This is a genomic window from Pseudomonas arabinosi (genome assembly GCF_047758675.1).
GTDB lineage: Bacteria > Pseudomonadota > Gammaproteobacteria > Pseudomonadales > Pseudomonadaceae > Aquipseudomonas > Aquipseudomonas arabinosi.
In genome coordinates this window covers 2138045-2158622 of sequence record NZ_CP180480.1, presented here as the reverse complement: position 1 = coordinate 2158622, position 20578 = coordinate 2138045, and the positions used below count along the sequence as shown (strand labels likewise).

At 60.9% G+C, this 20578-nt stretch carries 23 protein-coding genes; 8 read left to right on the top strand and 15 right to left on the bottom strand.

All coding sequences use genetic code 11. From position 1 onward, the window contains the following. The first annotated feature begins 73 nt into the window (after positions 1–73). The 5 genes from ACMXYJ_RS10100 to ACMXYJ_RS10080 all read left to right on the top strand — a co-directional run bounded on the left by ACMXYJ_RS10100 (position 74) and on the right by ACMXYJ_RS10080 (position 5880). Positions 74–1354: a glycerate kinase type-2 family protein gene (locus ACMXYJ_RS10100; RefSeq protein ID WP_415759687.1), complete on the top strand. Its 1281-nt coding sequence runs from the start codon at positions 74–76 to the stop codon at positions 1352–1354. Continuing rightward, the gene (gene pyk / locus ACMXYJ_RS10095) at positions 1344–2759 is read left to right on the top strand and encodes a pyruvate kinase (protein WP_415759686.1); all 1416 of its coding nucleotides are present in this window, start codon (positions 1344–1346) and stop codon (positions 2757–2759) included. The genes ACMXYJ_RS10100 and pyk overlap by 11 nt, the downstream gene beginning before the upstream one ends. A 145-nt stretch (positions 2760–2904) precedes the next feature. Continuing rightward, entirely contained in the window at positions 2905–3819 is a 915-nt protein-coding gene (locus tag ACMXYJ_RS10090; protein ID WP_415759685.1) for an urea transporter, read from the top strand. Positions 3820–3840: 21 nt separating this feature from the next. Further along, positions 3841–4665, top strand: a complete 825-nt coding sequence (locus ACMXYJ_RS10085) for an ion transporter (RefSeq protein ID WP_415759683.1) — start codon at positions 3841–3843, stop codon at positions 4663–4665. A 216-nt stretch (positions 4666–4881) separates the two neighbouring features. Continuing rightward, a complete protein-coding gene (locus tag ACMXYJ_RS10080) occupies positions 4882–5880 on the top strand; it encodes a sulfate ABC transporter substrate-binding protein (RefSeq protein ID WP_218536511.1) in 999 nt (332 codons plus the stop codon). A gap of 191 nt (positions 5881–6071) precedes the next feature. Here ACMXYJ_RS10080 and ACMXYJ_RS10075 read toward each other — a convergent pair whose 3' ends face one another. Further along, on the bottom strand, positions 6072–6701 hold the full coding sequence (locus ACMXYJ_RS10075; protein ID WP_415759682.1) for a hypothetical protein: 630 nt from the start codon (positions 6699–6701) through the stop codon (positions 6072–6074). 236 nt (positions 6702–6937) lie between these two features. On the opposite strand from ACMXYJ_RS10075, the gene ACMXYJ_RS10070 reads away from it, so the two are divergent. Beyond that, the gene (locus ACMXYJ_RS10070) at positions 6938–8143 is read left to right on the top strand and encodes an MFS transporter (RefSeq protein WP_415759681.1); all 1206 of its coding nucleotides are present in this window, start codon (positions 6938–6940) and stop codon (positions 8141–8143) included. Between the two features lie 61 nt (positions 8144–8204). Here the strand turns inward: ACMXYJ_RS10070 and ACMXYJ_RS10065 are convergent, their stop codons facing one another. Together ACMXYJ_RS10065 and ACMXYJ_RS10060 are read right to left on the bottom strand one after the other, a co-directional pair. Further along, entirely contained in the window at positions 8205–8609 is a 405-nt protein-coding gene (locus tag ACMXYJ_RS10065) for a type II toxin-antitoxin system HicB family antitoxin (protein WP_415759680.1), read from the bottom strand. Continuing rightward, the gene (locus tag ACMXYJ_RS10060; protein WP_283183591.1) at positions 8609–8821 is read right to left on the bottom strand and encodes a type II toxin-antitoxin system HicA family toxin; all 213 of its coding nucleotides are present in this window, start codon (positions 8819–8821) and stop codon (positions 8609–8611) included. Before ACMXYJ_RS10060 ends, ACMXYJ_RS10065 begins: the two co-directional genes overlap by 1 nt. 280 nt (positions 8822–9101) lie before the next feature. Between ACMXYJ_RS10060 and ACMXYJ_RS10055 the strand changes: the two genes are divergently transcribed. Together ACMXYJ_RS10055 and ACMXYJ_RS10050 are read left to right on the top strand one after the other, a co-directional pair. Next, positions 9102–9821 carry an SDR family oxidoreductase gene (locus ACMXYJ_RS10055; RefSeq protein WP_415759679.1) on the top strand — a complete coding sequence of 240 codons (720 nt, stop codon included), beginning with the start codon at positions 9102–9104 and terminating at the stop codon, positions 9819–9821. 131 nt (positions 9822–9952) lie between these two features. After that, positions 9953–10885, top strand: a complete 933-nt coding sequence (locus tag ACMXYJ_RS10050) for a LysR family transcriptional regulator (protein ID WP_415759678.1) — start codon at positions 9953–9955, stop codon at positions 10883–10885. Here the strand turns inward: ACMXYJ_RS10050 and phnP are convergent. The 12 genes from phnP to phnD form a co-directional block, all read right to left on the bottom strand. Next, the gene (phnP, locus tag ACMXYJ_RS10045) at positions 10854–11603 is read right to left on the bottom strand and encodes a phosphonate metabolism protein PhnP (RefSeq protein WP_415759677.1); all 750 of its coding nucleotides are present in this window, start codon (positions 11601–11603) and stop codon (positions 10854–10856) included. The genes ACMXYJ_RS10050 and phnP overlap by 32 nt on opposite strands. Then, entirely contained in the window at positions 11594–12163 is a 570-nt protein-coding gene (phnN, locus tag ACMXYJ_RS10040) for a phosphonate metabolism protein/1,5-bisphosphokinase (PRPP-forming) PhnN (protein ID WP_415759676.1), read from the bottom strand. Before phnN ends, phnP begins: the two co-directional genes overlap by 10 nt. After that, a complete protein-coding gene (locus ACMXYJ_RS10035) occupies positions 12163–13305 on the bottom strand; it encodes an alpha-D-ribose 1-methylphosphonate 5-triphosphate diphosphatase (RefSeq protein WP_415759675.1) in 1143 nt (380 codons plus the stop codon). The genes phnN and ACMXYJ_RS10035 overlap by 1 nt, the downstream gene beginning before the upstream one ends. Further along, positions 13295–14014 carry a phosphonate C-P lyase system protein PhnL gene (gene phnL / locus ACMXYJ_RS10030; protein ID WP_415759674.1) on the bottom strand — a complete coding sequence of 240 codons (720 nt, stop codon included), beginning with the start codon at positions 14012–14014 and terminating at the stop codon, positions 13295–13297. Before phnL ends, ACMXYJ_RS10035 begins: the two co-directional genes overlap by 11 nt. A gap of 29 nt (positions 14015–14043) precedes the next feature. Further along, positions 14044–14853 carry a phosphonate C-P lyase system protein PhnK gene (gene phnK, locus ACMXYJ_RS10025; RefSeq protein WP_415759672.1) on the bottom strand — a complete coding sequence of 270 codons (810 nt, stop codon included), beginning with the start codon at positions 14851–14853 and terminating at the stop codon, positions 14044–14046. After that, entirely contained in the window at positions 14850–15722 is an 873-nt protein-coding gene (locus ACMXYJ_RS10020; protein WP_415759671.1) for an alpha-D-ribose 1-methylphosphonate 5-phosphate C-P-lyase PhnJ, read from the bottom strand. The genes phnK and ACMXYJ_RS10020 overlap by 4 nt, the downstream gene beginning before the upstream one ends. After that, complete coding sequence (locus ACMXYJ_RS10015; RefSeq protein WP_415759670.1) at positions 15715–16791, bottom strand: carbon-phosphorus lyase complex subunit PhnI; 1077 nt, start codon at positions 16789–16791, stop codon at positions 15715–15717. Before ACMXYJ_RS10015 ends, ACMXYJ_RS10020 begins: the two co-directional genes overlap by 8 nt. Next, the gene (phnH, locus tag ACMXYJ_RS10010) at positions 16791–17390 is read right to left on the bottom strand and encodes a phosphonate C-P lyase system protein PhnH (RefSeq protein ID WP_415759669.1); all 600 of its coding nucleotides are present in this window, start codon (positions 17388–17390) and stop codon (positions 16791–16793) included. The genes ACMXYJ_RS10015 and phnH overlap by 1 nt, the downstream gene beginning before the upstream one ends. Beyond that, positions 17390–17836 (bottom strand): phosphonate C-P lyase system protein PhnG, encoded by a 447-nt coding sequence (gene phnG, locus ACMXYJ_RS10005; protein ID WP_415759668.1) that lies wholly within the window; start codon positions 17834–17836, stop codon positions 17390–17392. The genes phnH and phnG overlap by 1 nt, the downstream gene beginning before the upstream one ends. A gap of 14 nt (positions 17837–17850) precedes the next feature. Then, on the bottom strand, positions 17851–18555 hold the full coding sequence (gene phnF / locus ACMXYJ_RS10000) for a phosphonate metabolism transcriptional regulator PhnF (protein WP_415759667.1): 705 nt from the start codon (positions 18553–18555) through the stop codon (positions 17851–17853). Positions 18556–18591: 36 nt separating this feature from the next. Further along, positions 18592–19374 carry a phosphonate ABC transporter, permease protein PhnE gene (gene phnE / locus ACMXYJ_RS09995; RefSeq protein ID WP_415759666.1) on the bottom strand — a complete coding sequence of 261 codons (783 nt, stop codon included), beginning with the start codon at positions 19372–19374 and terminating at the stop codon, positions 18592–18594. 147 nt (positions 19375–19521) lie between these two features. Further along, positions 19522–20538, bottom strand: coding sequence for a phosphonate ABC transporter substrate-binding protein (phnD, locus tag ACMXYJ_RS09990; protein WP_415759665.1), 1017 nt, complete (start codon positions 20536–20538; stop codon positions 19522–19524). Positions 20539–20578: the final 40 nt, after the last annotated feature.

The window sequence follows — 20578 nt, the reverse complement described above, 5'->3', positions numbered from 1 at the left end:
ATCGCCAGCAGGCTGGCTCCCACAAGGATCCGAGTTGCTCCAACCCCAATAACAAGAAATCCGGGAGCCCGCCATGTCGGTCAATCCGCAACAATTCCTGCGCGAGCTGTTTGCCACAGCCATCGACGCGGCCCATCCGCAGCAAGTCCTCGAAGCCCATTTGCCCAAAGATCGCAGCGGTCGGGTGATCGTCATCGGTGCCGGCAAAGCCGCCGCGGCCATGGCCCAAGTGGTGGAGCGTTGCTGGCTGGGTGAAGTATCAGGTCTGGTGGTGACGCGTTACGGTCACGGCGCCCCGTGTGAAAAAATCGAAGTGGTCGAAGCCGCTCACCCGGTGCCTGATGCTGCCGGTCTGGCGGTCGCCAAACGCGTGTTGGAACTGGTCAGCAACCTGACCGAAGACGACCGTGTGATCTTCCTGCTCTCGGGCGGTGGCTCTGCCCTGCTGGCGTTGCCCGCGGCCGGCATCACCCTGGCCGACAAGCAGTCGATCAACAAAGCCCTGCTAAAATCCGGCGCCACCATTGGCGAGATGAATTGCGTACGCAAGCACCTCTCGGCGATCAAGGGTGGCCGTCTCGGCAAAGCCTGTTGGCCTGCCACTGTTTATACCTATGCGATTTCCGATGTACCGGGCGACCTCGCCACGGTCATCGCCTCCGGCCCCACCGTGGCCGACCCGAGCACCTCGGCCGAAGCCCTGGCGATCCTCAAGCGCTACAACATCGAAGTCCCGGCCTCGGTGCGCAACTGGCTGCAGAGCCCGGAATCGGAGACGGTCAAACCCGGCGATCCGAGCCTGGCGCGCAGTCACTTCCAGCTGATCGCTCGTCCACAACAGTCGCTTGAAGCCGCTGCGGTGAAAGCGCGTCAAGCCGGTTTCAGCCCGCTGATCCTCGGCGACCTGGAAGGCGAATCCCGCGAAGTGGCCAAGGTTCATGCCGGTATCGCCCGTCAGGTCGTGCTGCACGGTCAGCCATTGGCAGCGCCCTGCGTAATCCTCTCGGGCGGTGAAACCACGGTCACCGTACGCGGCAATGGCCGTGGCGGACGCAACGCCGAATTCCTGCTGAGCCTGACCGACAGCCTCAAAGGTCTGCCCGGCGTCTACGCGCTGGCCGGTGACACCGATGGCATCGACGGCTCCGAAGACAACGCCGGCGCAATCATGACCCCGGACAGCTACGCCCGCGCCGCCGCCCTCGGCCTGAGCGCCAGCGACGAGTTGGACAACAACAATGGCTACGGCTATTTCGAGGCGCTGGACGCACTGATCGTCACCGAGCCGACCCGCACCAACGTCAACGACTTCCGTGCCATCCTGATTCTCGAGAGCCCTAAAAATGACGCCTGACAAGAAGGTTAAAATCCTCGCCACCCTCGGTCCTGCCACTGACGGGATCGACGACATCCGTGAGCTGGTGCAGGCCGGGGTCAACATCTTTCGCCTGAACTTCAGCCATGGCGATCACGCCGACCACGCTCAGCGCTATCAGTGGATTCGTGAAGTCGAGCGCCAGCTGAATTATCCGCTGGGCATTCTGATGGACCTGCAAGGCCCGAAACTGCGGGTCGGCAAGTTCGCCGAGGGCAAAGTGCAACTGCATCGCGGTCAGGCGCTGCGTCTGGATCTTGACCCGACGCCGGGCGATGAGCGCCGGGTCAACCTGCCTCACCCGGAAATCATCGCCGCACTTGAGCCGGGCATGGACCTGCTGCTGGACGACGGCAAGCTGCGTCTTCGCGTGGTCACCAAGTACTCCGACGCCATCGACACCACCGTGCTCAATGGTGGCGAACTCTCGGATCGCAAAGGCGTGAACGTGCCGCAAGCGGTGCTGGAACTGAGCCCGCTGACCGCCAAGGACCGTCGCGATTTGAGCTTCGGTCTGGAGCTGGGTGTGGACTGGGTGGCGCTGTCGTTTGTGCAGCGCCCGGAAGACATTCGCGAGGCGCGCGAACTGATCGGCGACAAAGCGTTTTTGATGGCCAAGATCGAGAAGCCATCGGCCGTGACACAACTGCGCGAAATCGCTGAGTTGAGCGACGCGATCATGGTTGCTCGCGGTGACCTGGGCGTGGAAGTGCCGGCCGAAAGCGTGCCGCAAATCCAGAAAAACATCATCACCATCTGCCGTCAGCTCGGCAAACCGGTGGTGGTGGCGACCCAGATGCTGGAGTCGATGCGCTTCTCCCCTGCCCCGACCCGTGCCGAGGTGACCGATGTTGCCAATGCCGTGGCCGAAGGTGCGGATGCGGTGATGTTGTCGGCGGAAACCGCGTCTGGCGAGTACCCGCTGGAAGCCGTGCAGATGATGAGCAAGATCATTCGCCAGGTGGAAAATGGTCCGGACTATCAGGCGCAACTGGATGTGAGCCGGCCTAAGGCTGAGGCAACTGTTTCCGATGCGATCAGCTGCGCGATTCGTCGCATCAGCAATGTGCTGCCGGTGGCGGTACTGGTGAATTACAGCGAGTCCGGCACCTCGAGTTTGCGTGCGGCGCGGGAACGGCCGACGGTGCCGATCCTCAACCTGACGCCGAACCTGCAAACCGCTCGCCGGTTGACCGTGGCGTGGGGCGTGCACTCGGTGGTCAATGATCGGCTGCGGCAGGTGGATGAAGTGTGCTCGACGGCGCTGGAGATTGCCCAGGCGCAGGGTATGGCCAAGCGTGGCGACACGTTATTGATCACGGCGGGTGTGCCGTTTGGGCAGCCGGGGTCGACTAACTCTTTGCGCATAGAGACGCTGATTTAGCGTCCATACCGGCCCCATCGCGAGCAAGCTCGCTCCCACAGTGGATGTGTGTAGTTCACACATCCATCAGCTGAACAAAGATTCAGTGTGGGAGTGAGCCTGCTCGCGATGCAGGCAACTCGGTCCCTTTGACACATAGATAAAAATGCCTGCCAACCACTTCAACACCCACTGCCCCGACTGGGCCACTGCCCTGCTCAACGGCTTCAGCCAGATCTTCCTCCAGCGTCATCCGCTGTGCGGTCTGCTGTGCCTGTTGGCCATTCTTTTCACCGCGCCCACCCTGCTCGGCGGTGCACTGCTGGGCGGTGTCGCCGGGCTGCTCACCGCGCAACGACGCGGCTATGCCAAGGCCGATCGACAGGCCGGGCTCTTCAGTTACAACGGTGTCTTGCTCGGCTTGTTGCTGAGCCTCTACTTCCCGTGGTCAGCGATGTTGCCGCCGCTGATCATTGCCGCGGGCGGCCTGAGCGCGATGTTCACTCAACAGTGGCTCAAACGCGTCCGGGTCAGCCAGTACCTGCCGGCCTATACGGCGCCCTTCGTGGGGCTGGGCTGGTTGCTGCTGTGCTTCGCCACGCCCTCGACAAATGCGCACTTGATCGAAATCAATACGCTGAACATGCTCACCGCACCACTCAAAGGCCTCGGCCAGGTGATGTTCCTCGGTCATCCGCTGGCCGGTACGATGATTGCCGTGGGCTTGCTGATCGCTGATCGCCGCGCATTCTGCTGGGCGTTGTTGGCGTCTGTCGCGGGCATGGGCTGGAGCATGCTGCATCACGACTTCTATACCGCATTGATCGGCCTCGGTGGCTATAACGCCGTACTCGCCGCCCTCGCCTTCAGCTCGCAGCGCCAGAAGCCTTGGCTGCCGTTGGTCGGTATTGCATCAGCGCTGTTGCTGACGCCGGTGTTTGCCGCCATCGGTCTGCCAACGCTGACCGCGCCGTTCATCCTCTCCTGCTGGCTGATCAGAACGATTGTTCAAATGCTCGGCAAGACCGCTGTCGCCCGTACGCCTTGCACTCTGGAGGAGAATCAACCTAGGCTTCGCTGATCATTGGTTCAGGCGGTATCCATGGACAGCAACAAAAACTGGCGTGAAGAGCTTTACGTCATGGTTTTCCAGAGCGACACCAAGGCCGGTCAGCGCTTCGACGGCATCCTGCTGTTGATCATCCTCGCCAGTATTGTGATCGTGATGCTCGACAGCATCGACGCGGTTCACCAGAACTACGCCAATGTACTGGCGTACATCGAGTGGGGCTTCACGGTCATCTTCGCCATCGAATACGGCCTGCGGCTGTATTGCTCACCCAAGCCGTTGCGCTATGCGTTCAGCTTTTATGGACTGGTGGATTTGCTGGCGATCGTGCCCGGCATTCTTGCGCTGTATTACGCCGATGCGCAGTACCTGCTGATTATCCGGATCATCCGGATGCTGCGGATCTTCCGCGTACTCAAGCTCAGCCCGTACCTCAAGCAAGCCAACTATCTGATGTCCGCATTGCGCGGCAGCAAGCAGAAGATCGTGGTGTTTCTGCTCAGCGTCTGCACCCTGGTGACGGTGTTCGGAACGCTGATGTACGTGATCGAAGGCCCGGAGCACGGCTTCACCAGCATTCCCAAGGGCATCTATTGGGCTATCGTCACGCTGACCACCGTGGGCTTCGGCGACATCGTGCCTAAGACGCCGCTGGGCCAGGTGATTTCGTCGCTGGTGATGATCACCGGTTACTCGATCATCGCCGTGCCGACGGGAATTTTCACCGCCGAACTGGCCAACGCGATGCGCGGCGAACAACTGCAACATGACTGCCCGGTGTGCAAGAAAAACAACCACGAACATGGCGCCGCGTTCTGCTCACGGTGCGGTAATCAGCTGTTCAAGAAAATGGAATAAGCAAAGTGCTTTTTAATCTTTAAAGGACTATGCAAGCCCCGTTATAGTCGCTGGCAAAACGGTGGCGACACTTCTTTTAATGACTGACAACTAACCCGTAGGAGCTGCCGCAGGCTGCGATCTTTTGAATTTGATTGGTGTCGGCTATTTAAGATCAAGAACGAAATCAAAAGATCGCAGCCTGCGGCAGCTCCTACAAAAAACAAGGACTGCGCAGTGAAAAAACTCTTTGGCGCCTCACTTCTGGCCGCTGGTCTGGCACTGACCAGCATGGCTCAGGCTGCACCGACCCTGCTTAACGTTTCCTACGACGTGATGCGCGATTTCTACAAGGACTACAACACTGCCTTCCAGAAACACTGGCAAGCGGAGCACAACGAAAACATCACCCTGCAGATGTCCTTCGGCGGTTCCAGCAAACAGGCGCGTTCGGTGATCGATGGCCTGCCGGCTGACGTCATCACCATGAACATGGCCACCGACATCAACGCCCTGGCGGACAACGGCAAACTGATCCCGGACAACTGGGTCACCCGTCTGCCGAACAACAGTGCGCCGTTCACCTCCGCCACCGTGTTCATCGTTCGCAAAGGCAACCCGAAAGCCCTGAAAGACTGGCCCGACCTGCTCAAGGACGGCGTACAGGTGATCGTGCCAAACCCGAAAACGTCGGGTAACGGCCGCTACACCTACCTCTCGGCCTGGGGTTATGTGCTGAAAAACGGTGGCGACGAAAGCAAAGCCAAAGACTTCGTCGGCAAGCTGTTCAAACAAGCGCCGGTGCTGGATACCGGTGGCCGCGCAGCCACTACGACCTTCATGACCAACCAGATTGGTGATGTGCTGGTGACCTTCGAAAACGAAGCGGAAATGATTGCCCGTGAGTTTGGTCGTGATCAGTTTGAAGTGATCTACCCAAGCGTCTCCGCCGAAGCCGAGCCGCCAGTGTCGGTGGTCGACAAAACCGTCGACAAGAAAGGCACTCGCGCTGCGGCCGAGGAATACCTGAAGTACCTGTGGTCGCCGGAAGGCCAGGAGATTGCGGCGGCAAACTACCTGCGTCCGCGTGATCCGGCGGTGTTGGCCAAGTACACCGATCGTTTCCCGAAAGTGGATTTCCTGTCGGTGGAGAAGACCTTTGGTGACTGGCGGACTGTGCAGAAGACCCACTTCAATGATGGCGGGATCTTTGATCAGATCTACAGCGGTCAGTAATTGCTGAGCCCCACGAAAAAGGCGACCTGAGAAGGTCGCCTTTTTTGTGCCCGAACACAAAACTCGTGTTCACTGAAGATCCCCTGTGGGAGTGAGCCTGCTCGCGATGACATTTATCCATTCGATAAATTTGTTGCCTGACACGCCGCATTCGCGAGCAAGCTCGCTCCCACAGGGTTTGCGCCAAGCAGTTACATCGGCGGCGTCACGCCATCCTTGCCCGCCGCAATGGATTGGGCAGTCAGCGTCCCGTCTGCACTTTGAGTCACAAACGTCACGATCTTCACGCCCACCTTCAGCAAGCTGCGATCCCCCGGCACCAGGTTCACGATCGGCACATCCTCCGGCACCAGAATCTTCTGCTGGCCGCCCTTGTAGTTGACGGTCAACACCCGGCCATTGCTGACGACCAAATCACCGACGCTGCCATTGGTCATGCTGCTGCCCTTCGCCAAATCAAACGGCCGATGGCCGTCGCCGCTGCCAGCCAGTTCTGGTGGGAAGACGTGGACTTCCAGTGCCTTGAGGGTTCCGTCTTCCTGCGAAACGGCCGCCGAGCCGATGTAGCTGCCGGGTTTGATGTCTTCGATATTGGCCAGGGTGACGGCGCGGACCTTGGTGTCTTTAGTCAGGTTGATCACCACGTTTTCACCACTGTTGACGTGGACTTTCAGCACGTCGGGACTGACCCCGGTGATCTCACCGCGAACGCCGATGCGCATGCCCGGCGCGTCGGCAGCCTGGGCAAGACCTGCCGTGAACAAGCCGATCAAGGTAACCACTGAAGCGCCGCGAATCAGATGACGAAACATCGCATTCATGAAAGTGCCTTCCGTTTAATGAAACGTGAAGAGAGAACATAAGCACGCTATCGAACAGGATGTAAGTGAATGTATCATCGGACCTCGATATTTTGACGCAAGGCTCCTCGATGGACATCACACATGTCCGTCACTCATTCCGCAACGGAATGATTGCTATCACTCCAAACCCACTTCTGCCCATTCCGATAGCCCTTTAGCCTGCGCGCATTCTCTTTTGCTCAGCGAGACCCGTTATGAACCCAGCGACCCAGGTGCCCCACGGCACCGCAACAATGACCCGAGGCATGGTGCTGCTATTCGCCTTCTGCTGCGGTGCCATCGTTGCCAACATCTACTACGCCCAACCGATCATCGGCCTGATCGCGCCAGATATTGGCCTGACCAGCACCATGGCCAGCCTGATCGTTTCGCTGACCCAGATCGGTTATGCGTTGGGTCTGTTCTTCCTGGTGCCGCTGGGTGATCTGCTGGAAAATCGTCGTTTGATGATCATCACCACGGTGGTGGCGATTGCCAGTCTGCTGGGCGCCGCGTTCACCGATCAGCCAAACGTGTTTTTGCTGATATCGCTGCTGGTGGGGTTCAGTTCGGTGTCGGTGCAAATCCTGATTCCGCTGGCTGCACATTTGGCACCGGAAGAGTCTCGTGGCCGTGTAGTCGGCGGGATCATGGGCGGTTTGCTGCTGGGGATTCTGTTGGCGCGACCGGTGTCCAGCGTGGTGGCTGACCATTTTGGCTGGCGTGCGATGTTTGTGATTGCAGCGGTGCTGATGGCGGCGATCAGCATCGTGCTGGCGCTGACGATCCCCAAGCGCCAGCCTGATCACAGCGCTTCATATGGTCAGTTGCTGGGCTCTCTGTGGACCCTGTTGCGTCAACAACCGGTGTTACGTCAGCGCGCGTTTTATCAGGGGTGCATGTTCGCCACCTTCAGCCTGTTCTGGACCGCCGTGCCGCTGGAACTGGCGCGCAATCATGGCTTGTCGCAAACCCAGATCGCGATCTTCGCCCTGGTCGGGGCCATCGGCGCCATCGCCGCCCCCATTGCCGGTCGACTGGCCGATGCCGGCCACACTCGCATTGCTTCGCTGCTGGCCCTGCTGTTCGCCAGCCTGAGCTTCCTGCCCGCCTTCATCCACCCGGTCTACAGCGTCATCGGCCTTGCCGTCACCGGCGTGGTGCTCGACTTCTGCGTGCAGATGAACATGGTGCTCGGCCAACGCGCGGTCTATGCCCTCGACGCCAAAAGCCGCAGCCGCCTGAATGCGCTGTACATGACCAGCATCTTCATCGGTGGGGCGTTTGGTTCTTCGGTGGCCAGTGCGGTGTATGAGCACGGTGGCTGGTTGTGGATCGTGATTGTGGGCAGTGCGTTTCCGTTGCTGGCGTTGTTGCGGTTTTTGAGTGTCTCGGAGAACCGTTCGCTGGCTACGGCATAGTCCACCAATAGCTTCGCGGGCAAGGGTTAGACGCCCGCGAAGGCAATGGTCTCGATTTCACTCAGTGCCGAACCAACTTCTCCATCGCCGCATCTGCCAAAAATGAAGAGCGGCTTTTGACATTGTGCTCACGCACATAACGATCGATACGCTGGATCACGTAGCCGGGCAACGTCACATTGACCTTCTCGGTTTTGCCCATGTACGACGCGATGTCCAGCTCAAGCATTCCCCAGCCCATGTCGGCAAAGCCCGGATTGCCACGGTGAGCGGCAGCAGACGTAGGCATGGGAATCGACTCCCCGTCAGCTGCAATCTCCTGAAGCATGATGTGAGCAATCTCGACCGCTGCGTTATAGGCGTCTTCAAACGTATCCCCGGCCGTTACGGCGCCTGGAATATCGGGGATCTGAATACCGATGGCGGTGTTCTCGTCGCCCCACTCGATACAGATTGGATATTGCATTATGGATCTCCTGCGTAACTGGCTCCCGGGCAATACAACCCGGCTCGCCTCCTGATGCTTTTGACCGTCCCGATCGGCAAATCCTTTTTCGGATGAGGGACGGGTATCGTGTACGGGTTGTACCGGTGTTTGAAGAGGTGATGGCTGCCGGTAATCCGATCCAGTATCCAGCCGGCCTCCTCCAATTCCTTGATCAATAGCCTGCTCTGCACCACTCGCCTCCTTGCTCAGGCCCAAATAAAAGTAACCCTAGAGTTATATTTACTCAAGCACAAAAATCCGGAACGCGACGCTCGGTTTTTTTACAGAGTGTGATGGCGGGCCGCGGCATTCTTCCCAAGCATGAATACTTTCGCTCAGCCTGCTCCGTTACGCCGAGATCAACCCGGATTACACTCAGCGTCCTGAGCCTGACGCGATGCTGGATGCGATTCGCGGCTGAACCGATCAAATGTCGCCTGACTCGCGGCATGTTCTTTCAAGGAGTGAGCAATGACCCGACGTACCTTTCTCATCACCGGCGCCAGCAAAGGCATCGGCCGCGCGGTCGCCGAGCACCTGGACCGCGCGGGTCATCGGGTGGTCGGAATCGCCCGATCGCCCGACCTGAGCTTTCCCGGCATTCTGTTTCCGCTGGATCTGAGCGACAGGGCACTGACTCAGGAAGTGCTGGCGGAGCTGGCCAGGACTTACGAATTTGATGGACTGGTCAATAACGTCGGTCTGGTGCGCCCGCAGGTGCTGGGGGAAATCGACCTCGACACGTTCGACGACGTGATGCGGGTCAACCTGCATTCGGCGTTGCAGGCCACTCAGGCGCTGCTGCCGAACATGCGCGCCAAGGGTTGGGGTCGGGTGGTGAACATTTCCAGCCTGACTGTGCTGGGTATCACGCAGCGCACCGCCTACGCGGCGGCCAAAGCGGCGCTGATCAGCTTCACTCGATCCTGGGCGCTGGAACTGGCGCAAACCGGCGTGACGGTAAACGCCGTGGCCCCGGGGCCGACTGAAACCGAACTGTTTCGCGCCAACAACCCGCCGGGCAGCGAAGGTGAAGCGCGGTATCTGGCCGGCGTACCGATGGGTCGGTTGGGGCAGCCGCAGGAGATCGCGGCGGCGATTGCGTTTTTGTTGTCCGAGCAGAGCGGGTTCATCACCGGGCAAACCTTGTTTGTCGACGGCGGGTCTTCGATAGGCAAAGCGGCGTTCTAACCAACAACCCAAATCCCCTGTGGGAGCGAGCCTGCTCGCGATGGCGGACCGTCAGTCACATTGATGTTGGATGTGCCGCCATCATCGCGAGCAGGCCCGCTCCAACAATTTGATCTCCACAAGGACTCAAAATGGACCGCCTCGCCGCAATGGAAACCTTCGTCTACGTGGTGGAAACCGGTTCGTTTTCCGCCGCCGCCCGGCGCTTGAATATCGGCCAGCCCGCCGTCTCGAAAGCCATCGCGCATTTGGAAGCGCGCCTCGCGGTCAGGCTGCTGTTGCGCTCGACCCGAGGTCTGACGCCCACAGAGGCTGGCCTGGCTTTTTTCGAACGCGCCAAGCGTGCCATCGGAGAAGCGGACGAGGCTGACAACGCCGCGCGCGGTGCCGCCAGTGGGCTCACCGGCAACCTGCGCATTTGCGCCGCCGTGACCTTCGGCCGGCTGCACATCGTTCCGCACCTGGGGCCATTTCTCGATCAGAACCCGGGCCTGACCATCGATTTGATGCTGGACGATCGCAACGTCAACCTGGTGGAAGAAGGCGTCGACATCGCCCTGCGCTTGGGCGTCTTGAGCGACTCAGGCCTCACCGCCCGCAAGATCGCCGAGTGTCGGCGCATGGTACTGGGCACGCCCGCCTATTTCGAAAAACACGGCGAGCCTACCTGCCCTGCCGATCTGAGCAAACATCAAGCAGTCGTCTACACCTTGGGCGGCGGTGCCAATTGGCAGTTCCGCAACGGGACAGATGATCAGTCAGTCATCATCAGCGGGCGAGTCCGCGTCAACGCCGCCGAAGGTCTGCGTGCAGCCGTGCTCGCCCATCAAGGGCTGACCATGGCATCCGAATGGATGTTTGCACCGGAACTGGCCAACGGCGCGGTCAGGGAAGTGATGAAGGATTGGACGTTGCCGAATCAGGATTTGTGGGCGGTGTTTCCCACAGGAAGAATGGCCAGCGCGAAGGCTCGGGCGTTTGTGGAGTATGTGCAGGGGTTGTTGGTTAAGCAGGCATCAAATCTAAAGATCGCTAAACCACACACCCATCAAAACCAACCCTGACATTCCCCGGCAGCTCCCTCCGGTGCTCCAGTAACCAGGCATCCAGCGTATGCCCGACATGGGTCAACACAGCCAACTCCGGTTGCAGGTCCTCAATGCAACGCAATGCAAGGTTCAGATCGTTGTGATTACGAGGTGTCTGCGGTTGCGGCGGTATTGAGCAATCGAGGACCAGCAGGTCCAGCGGTACGCGTTGCAGCCATTCAGCAGTGGACGGTGGCAAGCCCACTGTGTCGGTCAGGTAGGCGATCCTTCGCCCCTCCCCCTCCAGCACATAACCAAGGGTCGGTTTGGAGTGCAGCAGCGGTAACGCCGTAACACTGAGCGTGCCGAACTGCCGGGTTTCAAAGCTGCTGAACGGCTGGCTGAAATCGAGAATGCCGGGATGTTTGTAGAGATCCGCCAGGCCTTCCGGGTCCACCGGCCCATGCACCGGAATCACCAAGCCCTGACCCCAGCGTAAATGCAGCAGCCCTTGGGCGTGATCGGCGTGGTAGTGGGTCTGGAAAATGCCGTTGAAGCTGCGGGGTGGGAAGCGTTCGGTCAGGTCGGGCAGGCCACTGTCGATCAGCCAGCGCTGATCGCCGCATTCGATCAGCGCGCTGCACGGGCGACGCCTGCGGCGTTCATCGTTGCGGGCCAGGTCGCAGGCAACGCACTCGCAGCCGTAGACCGGGACCTGTCGGGCGTCGCCGGTGCCCAGTAAGGTCAGGCGCATACGGGTTGCCCGTCGATGCAGGCCAGCAGGTGTTCGACCGTATGCTCCAGCATCCCGGAGTTGTCGATCACAGACAACGCCGGATCGTGCTCGGCGAGCACACGGTCACTGAAACGGATATTGCGTGCCAGCCGTGCCTCGATTTCGGCAACGGATTCACGTCCCCGCGCCAGCAAGCGGCGGCGCAACACGGCTTGATCCACGGTCAGCAACAGCACGAGCACCTTTGGATATTGCAAGCGGGTGTGCGGCAAGTGACCGCGTGAGCCATTGACCAGCACATCCTGCCCCGCCGCCAGCCAGTCATCGATTTCCCGGGGAATGCCGTATGCCAGACCATTGGCGCGCCAGCTCAGGGCAAACGCATCCTGCGCCTCAAGCGTGGCAAACTCGTCGAGGCTCACGCCTTGCGCCGCCTCCCCCACAGCTTCCGCCGAGCGGGTGATGACCCGCCGCACGATGCGACAGTCGCGTTCGACCAACCGCGCTCGTGCGGCATCCAGCAGGCTGTCCTTGCCCGAACCTGAAGGTCCGATGAGATAGATCAACCTGCCCGCCATCAAAACACCCTCTTCGCTTGTCGCCAGACTTGTTGAACGACCGGCAGCCCGTCCTGGGTCCTGGCCTGCACCAAGTCCGCGCGCAACCCCGGCGCAATCTCGCCGCGATCGCTCAGGCCTGCCGCTCTGGCCGGGGCCAACGTCACCATGCGCACCGCCTGAGCCAGGTCGCATGTGCTTTGGGACGCCAGTAAAAACGCCGCTTGCAACAGGCTGGCCGGGTAGTAATCACTGGAAAGAATGTCCAGCAAACCTTCAGCAGCCAGGTCAGCGGCGGCGACGTTGCCCGAATGGGAACCGCCGCGAACAATGTTCGGTGCGCCCATCAGTACCTTCATGCCCTGTTGTTGGCTGCCGCGCGCCGCTTCAAGGGTGGTCGGGAACTCGGCGATGGTCATGCCGTAGCGCGCCGACTCTTCGACGTGGGCCAGGGTTGCGTCGTCGTGGCTGGCCACCGACAGGCCACGAGCCAGGCAATGCTGCGCAATCGCCGCGCGATAGCGGGTGCTGTACTCACGGGAGTTGGCGATCTGCAGGGCGATGAATTCATCCATCTGTGTCGTCGTCAGGTGGTACTTGCCCATGTAGTACTCGCGATACTTGGACTCCAGGACGAATTGACGCTGGCCCGGCGAGTGGTCCATCACCGACACCAGTTGCACCAGCGGATGCTCCACCAGGTCACGGAACACACTCAACGTGTCCGGATGACACAGTTCACAACGCAGGTGCAGCCGGTGTTCAGCGCGAGTCAGCCCGGCGTCGGAAGCGCTGGAGATCGCCTCAAGCATCGCCGGCAATTTCTGCATGCGGTTACCTTTGGGGTTTACGTCACCGATAGACACGGCGTCGAACACCGTGGTGATACCGGCGGCAATGATCTGCGCATCGTGGCTGAGCACCGCCGGGCGCGATGGCCAGTCCACACCTGGACGCGGGGTCATGTGTTTTTCCAGGTTGTCGGTGTGTAACTCCACCAGGCCCGGCAGCAAGTAATCACCGTTGAGGTCCTGGGCCCGGGGCAAGCGGCTCGGACCTTCGGCGACTTCGGCAATCAACCCGTCGCGCAGCACGAGCGTGCCGAGGAATACACGGTCAGCGGTGACCAGGCGGGCGTTGCTGAGAATCTGTTCAGCGGACATCGGCGTATTCCTCGTGGTCCACAGCAGCTGGGGTCATGTCGAGATGGCGATCGGCGACTGCCTCGCGGGCGGTGCGGTCGTGGAAGATGCCGATCAACGCGGCGCCTGCCGCTTTCGCTTCGTTCATCAGTTCCAGCACCACCTGGCGATTGGTGTCGTCGAGGGAAGCCGTCGGTTCGTCGAGCAACATCACCGGCCAAGCGACCATAAAGCCACGGGCGATGTTGACCCGTTGTTGCTCGCCGCCGGAGAAGGTGCCGGGTGCCAACTGCCATAGGCGTTGCGGAATGTTCAAGCGGCTGAGCAGCAGCTCGGCGCGCGATTGCGCCAGATGTTTTGACCAGCCACGGGCCAGCGCCGGCTCCATCACCACGTCCAGGCATGCGACGCGAGGGATCACCCGCAAGAACTGGCTGACATAGCCCAGGGTCCGCTGACGCACCTGAAGAATGTCACGCGGCGCAGCGCCCACCAGCTCCAGCCAGTGACCGTCGTGCTGTACGCGAATGCTGCCGCCCGCCGGCAAGTAATTGCCATACAGCGTGCGCAACAAGGTGCTTTTACCCGCACCGGACTGACCCTGCAGCACCAGGCACTCACCGCCCGCCACACTGAAATCCACCCCGCGCAGCACGTTCAGGACCACGCCGTGCTGTTGATGCAGGGTGAAGGTTTTCGAGAGGTCACGGACCTCGATCAAGGTATTCATCGCTCGGACTTCCACAGATGGACGGGGCTTCACGGCTGCAATACCGAAGACACCAGCAGTTGCGAATACGGGTGCTGCGGGTCGTCGAGGATCTGGTCGGTCAACCCGGTTTCCACCACCCGTGAGCGGCGCATCACCATCAGTCGATCCGCCAACAAACGGGCCACGGCCAGGTCATGGGTGACGATCACGACGGCCAGGTCCAGTTCACGCACCAACCCGCGCAGCAAGTCGAGCAAACGCGCCTGCACCGACACGTCGAGCCCACCCGTCGGTTCGTCCATGAACACCAGCCTCGGGCTCGACACCAGGTTGCGGGCGATTTGCAGCCGCTGTTGCATGCCGCCGGAGAAGGTCCGGGGCAAGTCGTCAATGCGCATCGGGTCGATTTCCACCTGACTCAGCCAGTCGATCCCCGCCCCGCGCAGTTGCTGGTAATTGCGTACGCCCTGGGCCATCAGGCGTTCGCCGATGTTGGCGCCAGCGGAAACACCCATGCGCAAACCGTCCCGGGGATTCTGTTCGACGAAGCCACACTCGGTGCGCAGCAAAGTCCGGCGTTCGGCTTCGCTGGCGCTGTAGAGGTCGATCCACCGGCCCTGCTTGTCGCGGTAGCCGATGCTGCCGCGCTGGGGCGGCAGGCGCCCGCTGAGCAATGAAAGCAACGTCGATTTGCCCGAACCGGACTCGCCGACAATCCCCAGTACTTCGCCGGGATACAGGTCGAAACTGACGCCCTGGCATCCCTTCTCCAGGCCATACAACAACGACAGGTCGCGCACTCGCAGCAAGGGCTCGGCGGTGGCGGTGGACAGTTGATTTTTCAGCGCATGGTTCATTGGCCTTGCTCCTGCTGGCTGACGCGCTGGGCGCAGTAATAGGTGTCGGAACAAACGAAACTCTGAGTCCCGGCGTCGTCGATGATCAGCTCGTCGAGGAAGGAATCGCGGCTGCCGCAAATGGCGCAGCACTCGTCCCACTTCTGCACTTCGAAGGGGTGATCCTCGAAGTCGAGACTGGTGACCTGTGTGTAGGGCGGCACCGCGTACAGACGCTTTTCCCGACCCGCGCCGAACAGCATCAGCGCCGGGCTCATGTCGAGTTTCGGGTTGTCGAATTTGGGGATCGGCGACGGGTCCATCACATAGCGCTCGTCGACCATCACGGGGTAGGCGTAAGCGGTGGCGATGTGGCCGAAGGTGGCGATGTCCTCGTAGAGCTTGACGTGCATCACCCCATAATCATTGAGGGCGTGCATGGTCCGGGTCTCGGTTTCCGACGGTTCGATAAAGCGCAGCGGCTCGGGAATCGGCACCTGATACACCATGATCTGATCGGCGTGCAGCGGCGTTTCCGGGATACGGTGGCGGGTCTGGATCACCGTCGCGTCCGGCGTACTTTCGGTGGTCGCGACGCCAGCGGTGCGGGCAAAAAAACGGCGGATCGACACGGCGTTGGTGGTGTCGTCCGCGCCCTGGTCGATGACCTTGAGCACGTCTTCGGCACCCAGAATGGCAGCGGTCAACTGCATGCCGCCGGTGCCCCAGCCGTAAGGCAATGGCATCTCGCGCCCACCGAACGGCACCTGATAACCGGGGATCGCCACCGCCTTGAGCAAGGCGCGGCGGATCATGCGTTTGGTCTGCTCATCAAGGTAGGCAAAGTTGTACGCCGTATCGCGAATTGGCACCTGGGTCAGGTCATTCATGGCTGCGGCCCTCCACCGGTTTGCGAAGTTTGCGGATCAGCTCCAGTTCGGCCTGGAAATCCACGTAGTGCGGTAATTTGAGGTGCGAGACAAAACCGGCGGCCTCGACGTTGTCGCAGTGCATCAGCACGAATTCCTCCTGTTGCGCCGGGGACACGATCTCTTCGTTGAACTCCTCGGCCCGCAGTGCACGGTCGACCAGCGCCATGCCCATGGCCTTGCGCTCGGCATGCCCGAACGCCAGACCGTAACCACGCGTGAACTGCGCCAGCTCGGTAGCCGAGCCAACGAACTGGTTGATCATCTCGCATTCGGTCACTTCGATGCTGCCCAGGCAGACGGGGAAGCCCAGTTCTTCGGGATCGATCCACACCTCCACTTCACCGATGCGAATATCCCCGGCGAACGGATGGTTACGCCCATAACCGCGTTGGGTGGAATAACCCAACGCCAGCAGAAAACCTTCATCTCCACGGGCCAGAGCCTGCAAGCGTTGCGCGCGGCTGGCGGGCAGTTCCAGTGGGTCGCGGGTGATGTCGGCGACGCTGTCGCTGTTGTCGGATTCGTTCTTGATCAAGCCTTCCTTGGCCAGTAAACCCAAAACCCGTGGGCAGGGTTCGAGGACGGCGTCAGGGGTCATTTGTGGCCCCGGATATTCGCCTTCGGCGAGCAATGCAAAGTCGAGCAGACGATGGGTGTAATCGAAGGTCGGCCCCAGCAACTGCCCACCCGGCACGTCCTTGAACGTGGCAGACAAACGCCGGCTGAGCTGCATGTCTGACGTGTCGATCGGCAGGCTCGGGCTGAAACGCGGCAGCGTGGTGCGGTAGGCCCGCAGCAGGAAGATCGCCTCGACCAGATCGCCCGCCGCTTGCTTAATCGCCAGTGCGGCCAGTTCTTCGTCGTACAGCGAGCCTTCGCTCATCACTCGCGCCACCGCCAGCGGCAGTTGCTGACGGATCTGCTCGACGCCGAGTTCGGTGACTGAGGTATCGCCCCGGCGCTTTTTCGCCAGCAGACGGTGGGCGTTGTCGATGGCCTGTTCGCCACCCTTGACGGCTACGTACATCAGGCAAGCTCCTGTGCTGTGCGAGCGACCCGCGTGCTGCGCGGCAGGCCGATAAAGTCGTGACCGACGGCGAAAAACAGGTCCAGCCCTCGGGGGAATTCGTTGCGCAGTTCACGCTCGCGCCAGAAGCCGTCAGCCACGGGCAGACTGACCCGATGCTCGGTCTGAATACCCGGCCCGCGCCAGACCAGCCCTGCCCCGCCGTCGAGACTCGGCAGCTGAACCAGCAAGGTGCAGGACTGATCGGGGTAGCGGTCATTGCCATGGTCGAAGCCACTGAGGTCGAGCAGATCCTCAGCGTCGAGCAAGGCGAAACGCGCAGTTTCACGGCGCGATGTCAGCGGACAGCCGCAGTGGAACGCCAGGTTGGCGCGGATCACCGGTGTGTCGAAAGTCGGTGCCAGCCACAGTGGCGTGTCGACATCCAGCAAGGCCAGGCACAAGGCGTAAGTGGCGGGCGCCAGCCCTTCAAGACATGGGGTGGCGTGCAAGGTCTGGATCAAGCCGGGGCCGGCCAGCGCTTTGAGCGCGGCGCGAAAACCGCGCTGGGCATCCAGCACCGGGTCGGTAAACGCCGGTTGCAACAACGGTGCGCTCATCAGTTTTCTCCTCGAACGAGGGTGAAGAATTCGACTTTGGTGGCGGCGGTTTCCGCCTCTTTCTGCGCCCGACGTTGTGCCTGGGCATTGGCCAGCGGTGTGATCACCTGATCAAGCCAATGGCGCTGTTGCGCGCCCTGCAAATGCGCGTCGGCCAGGGCCGCCAATTCGGCGTGGGCCTTATCGCGACCCGCCAGGTAGCTGTAACCGGTACGGCCATCGGCCAGGCGCACCACGCAACGGGTCACACTCATTTCGCCGACGTTGAAAGGCGCACCATTGCCGCCCATGCGGCCACGGACCAGGGTCATGCCGATTTCCGGGGCGCGGATCAATTGGTACTCGACGTCTCGCAGTGCCGCTTCGTGAGGCTGCAATTCACTGCGACGGGCGCGGGCCAACACGCCGATCCAGTGTTGCCGCGGGTCGTGAGGAACAGGGTTCATCGTTGAGTTCTCCATCAGGTGAAGACCTGGTACTGGAAGCGATCCGAACGGCTGGTGGACTGGGCCAGCTCCACCGGGCGGCCGTCGCGGTCGCGGGAAAGGGTGAATACACTCAGCGCCGGCAAATGCCGGGGCATCATCAGCAACGCGGCTTCTTCGCGGCTGGGCAAACGGGCGCCTATCAGGCTCAGGGTTCGGGTCAACGGCAGATCGCGTTCGCTGAGGTACTGGCGCAATGAGCCGCCGGTGTAGTCCGCCAGCATCGGCGCATGGCTGGCGCAGTAGCGATGGCGGATCAAGCTGACCGGTTGGTGATCGAGCTTGCGCAACGTCTGCAACTCGATCATCGGCGCCATCTCGGCAAGCCCTAAGTGCTGCGCTTCTTCACGGCTGGCGAAGCAGTAACGGCGCTTGAGCAGCACCGCCTCGACGCCCAAACCCTGGGCCGACAAGGACTGGCTGTAGGCACTGTCGGCGGCCATTGGATAAATCAGCGGCCGCTCCAGCACCTGCGTGCCCTTGCCCTGGCGGCGCAACAGGCTGCCTTCGAACACCAACTCATCAATGGCGCGGCGCAAGGTATGGCGGTTGACCCCGAAGCGGTCAGCCAACTGCACCTCCGCCGGCAGGAAGTCCCCGGCCTGATAATCAGCCAGCTCACGGCGCAGGATGTCGGCCAATTCGCGGTACACCGGCTCATCTTGTCTAGACAACTGCATGCTTAAAAAAAGCGCCCACGGGCACCCCTCCGAAATTCAGATGAACTGCTTGCGCAGGCGTTGCGACAGGATGTCGATCAGGCTCACCACGACGATGATCACCAGCAAGACTGCACACGTCTGAACAAACTGAAAGGCGCGGATGTTTTCCCAGAGAATCACCCCGATCCCGCCGGCACCGACCATCCCCACCACCGTCGCCGAGCGCACGTTGGCCTCGAAGCGGTAGAGCGCGTAGGACACCCACAGCGGCATCACCTGCGGAATCACCCCGTAGATCACCTCTTGCAGGGCGCTGGCACCGGTGGCGCGAACCCCTTCAACCGGACCCGGGTCGATGGCCTCGACCGCTTCGGCAAACAGCTTGGCAAGCACACCGGTGGTGCTGATCCACAGCGCCAGAACACCGGCAAACGGTCCCAACCCGACGGCCACCACGAACAACATGGCGAAGACCATTTCGTTAATCGAACGGAACGCGTCCATCACCCGGCGCAGTGGCTGGTGAATCCACCAGGGGGTGATGTTTTCCGAACAGAGAATCCCCAGGGGAATCGAGCAGACAATCGCCAACACCGTGCCCCACAGGGCGATTTGTACGGTGACGATCATTTCCTTGAGGTAGGCGCGCCATTCGTGGAAGTCCGGCGGGAAGAAATCAACGGCGAAGGTCGCCATGTTTCCCGAGTCGCGATACAGCGCCATCGGGTTCATCTCGGCGCCGTGCCAGGCCCAGGCCAGCAGGACCAGAAACAGGCCCCAACCGGCGTACTGCGGCCAGGTGCGCTTGCCGACAGCTTCAGCGTGCAGAGTGGTCATGGGATTCCTCTAAAAATGCGGTTCAAAGAGGCGCAACACCTGTAGGCGTGAGCCTGCTCGCGATGGCGGTGTGTCAGTCGACATCGATGTTGCATGTGCCACCGCTATCGCGAGCAGGCTCACTCCTACATGGACACGCGCCGTGTATCAGCCAGCGCTGGCCGTACTCTTTTGGTCGCTGGATTTCTCGAGCAAGGTCAGGCGCTCTTGCAACCTGGCCAGTTCGGCATCGATCTCGGCCAGGCGCTTGGCCTTGTCTGCGGCCTCAAGTTTGGTGTCGGCGCTGATGGTGCTGCGCTGCTTGAACAGTTCAAGTTGACGGATCGGCAGCAACTGGTCATCGCTGGACTTCAGGAACCTGCCCAACTGCATGCCCGCGAGCACGGCTTTCTCGGCGTCGGTGTTGCCATAGTTGAAGATGAAATCGCGGATCTTGGTTTTCTCGCTGTCGCTCAGGGCCTTGCTCCATACCAATGGGTCGGCGGGGATCAGCGGCGACTTCCAGATCACCTTGAGCAGTGCAGCCTTGTCCGGCTGGGTCACTTCCAGACGATCCCAGCTTTCGGTGTTGAAGGTCGCGACATCCAGTTGTCCCTTGGCCACGCTCAAGGCGTTGACCTCATGACTGGAGTTGAGGGTGCGTTTGAACGCGGTGGCGGCGTCGACATGGTTCTTCGCGAAGACGTAGTAGCCCGGCACCAGATAGCCGGATGTGGAGTTCGGATCGCCGTTGCCGAAGGTCAGGGACTTGGCGTTTTTCAGCATGTCGTCGACGGAGTTGATCGGGCTGTCCTTGCGCACGATCAGCACGCTCCAATACCCGGCGGCACCGCTGGCGGCAGCAGTCTGGGCGAAGATCTCGCCGTTGGAACGGTCCACGGCCTCAATGGCGGCCTTGTTGCCGAGCCAGGCGACGTCGACCTTGTTGAAGCGCATGCCCTGGATCAGGCCGGCATAGTCGGAGGCGAAGGTGGCATTGATCTTCAGGCCGGTTTTCTTCTGCATATCGTCGAGAAACGGCTGCCAGATACTCTTCAGATTCTGCGAAGACTCGGTGGACATGATGCCGAAGTTGATGGCTTTTTCTTCAGCCTGGGCGTTGCCCAGCACACAGCTGGCGAGCAATGCTGCGCCAGCAAAAACGCGACCGATACGGTTCAACATGGAAAGGATTCCTGAGGGTGCGTAGTTAAGGAAGTGGCGG

Bases quoted from the DNA above. Each gene is read 5' to 3' on its own strand.
- ACMXYJ_RS10100 (WP_415759687.1), top strand. From the start codon at position 74: ATGTCGGTCAATCCGCAACAATTCCTGCGCGAGCTGTTTGCCACAGCC.
- pyk (WP_415759686.1), top strand. From the start codon at position 1,344: ATGACGCCTGACAAGAAGGTTAAAATCCTCGCCACCCTCGGTCCTGCC.
- ACMXYJ_RS10090 (WP_415759685.1), top strand. From the start codon at position 2,905: ATGCCTGCCAACCACTTCAACACCCACTGCCCCGACTGGGCCACTGCC.
- ACMXYJ_RS10085 (WP_415759683.1), top strand. From the start codon at position 3,841: ATGGACAGCAACAAAAACTGGCGTGAAGAGCTTTACGTCATGGTTTTC.
- ACMXYJ_RS10075 (WP_415759682.1), bottom strand. From the start codon at position 6,701: ATGAATGCGATGTTTCGTCATCTGATTCGCGGCGCTTCAGTGGTTACC.
- ACMXYJ_RS10070 (WP_415759681.1), top strand. From the start codon at position 6,938: ATGAACCCAGCGACCCAGGTGCCCCACGGCACCGCAACAATGACCCGA.
- ACMXYJ_RS10065 (WP_415759680.1), bottom strand. From the start codon at position 8,609: ATGCAATATCCAATCTGTATCGAGTGGGGCGACGAGAACACCGCCATC.
- ACMXYJ_RS10055 (WP_415759679.1), top strand. From the start codon at position 9,102: ATGACCCGACGTACCTTTCTCATCACCGGCGCCAGCAAAGGCATCGGC.
- ACMXYJ_RS10050 (WP_415759678.1), top strand. From the start codon at position 9,953: ATGGACCGCCTCGCCGCAATGGAAACCTTCGTCTACGTGGTGGAAACC.
- phnP (WP_415759677.1), bottom strand. From the start codon at position 11,603: ATGCGCCTGACCTTACTGGGCACCGGCGACGCCCGACAGGTCCCGGTC.
- phnN (WP_415759676.1), bottom strand. From the start codon at position 12,163: ATGGCGGGCAGGTTGATCTATCTCATCGGACCTTCAGGTTCGGGCAAG.
- ACMXYJ_RS10035 (WP_415759675.1), bottom strand. From the start codon at position 13,305: ATGTCCGCTGAACAGATTCTCAGCAACGCCCGCCTGGTCACCGCTGAC.
- phnL (WP_415759674.1), bottom strand. From the start codon at position 14,014: ATGAATACCTTGATCGAGGTCCGTGACCTCTCGAAAACCTTCACCCTG.
- phnK (WP_415759672.1), bottom strand. From the start codon at position 14,853: ATGAACCATGCGCTGAAAAATCAACTGTCCACCGCCACCGCCGAGCCC.
- ACMXYJ_RS10020 (WP_415759671.1), bottom strand. From the start codon at position 15,722: ATGAATGACCTGACCCAGGTGCCAATTCGCGATACGGCGTACAACTTT.
- ACMXYJ_RS10015 (WP_415759670.1), bottom strand. From the start codon at position 16,791: ATGTACGTAGCCGTCAAGGGTGGCGAACAGGCCATCGACAACGCCCAC.
- phnH (WP_415759669.1), bottom strand. From the start codon at position 17,390: ATGAGCGCACCGTTGTTGCAACCGGCGTTTACCGACCCGGTGCTGGAT.
- phnG (WP_415759668.1), bottom strand. From the start codon at position 17,836: ATGAACCCTGTTCCTCACGACCCGCGGCAACACTGGATCGGCGTGTTG.
- phnF (WP_415759667.1), bottom strand. From the start codon at position 18,555: ATGCAGTTGTCTAGACAAGATGAGCCGGTGTACCGCGAATTGGCCGAC.
- phnE (WP_415759666.1), bottom strand. From the start codon at position 19,374: ATGACCACTCTGCACGCTGAAGCTGTCGGCAAGCGCACCTGGCCGCAG.
- phnD (WP_415759665.1), bottom strand. From the start codon at position 20,538: ATGTTGAACCGTATCGGTCGCGTTTTTGCTGGCGCAGCATTGCTCGCC.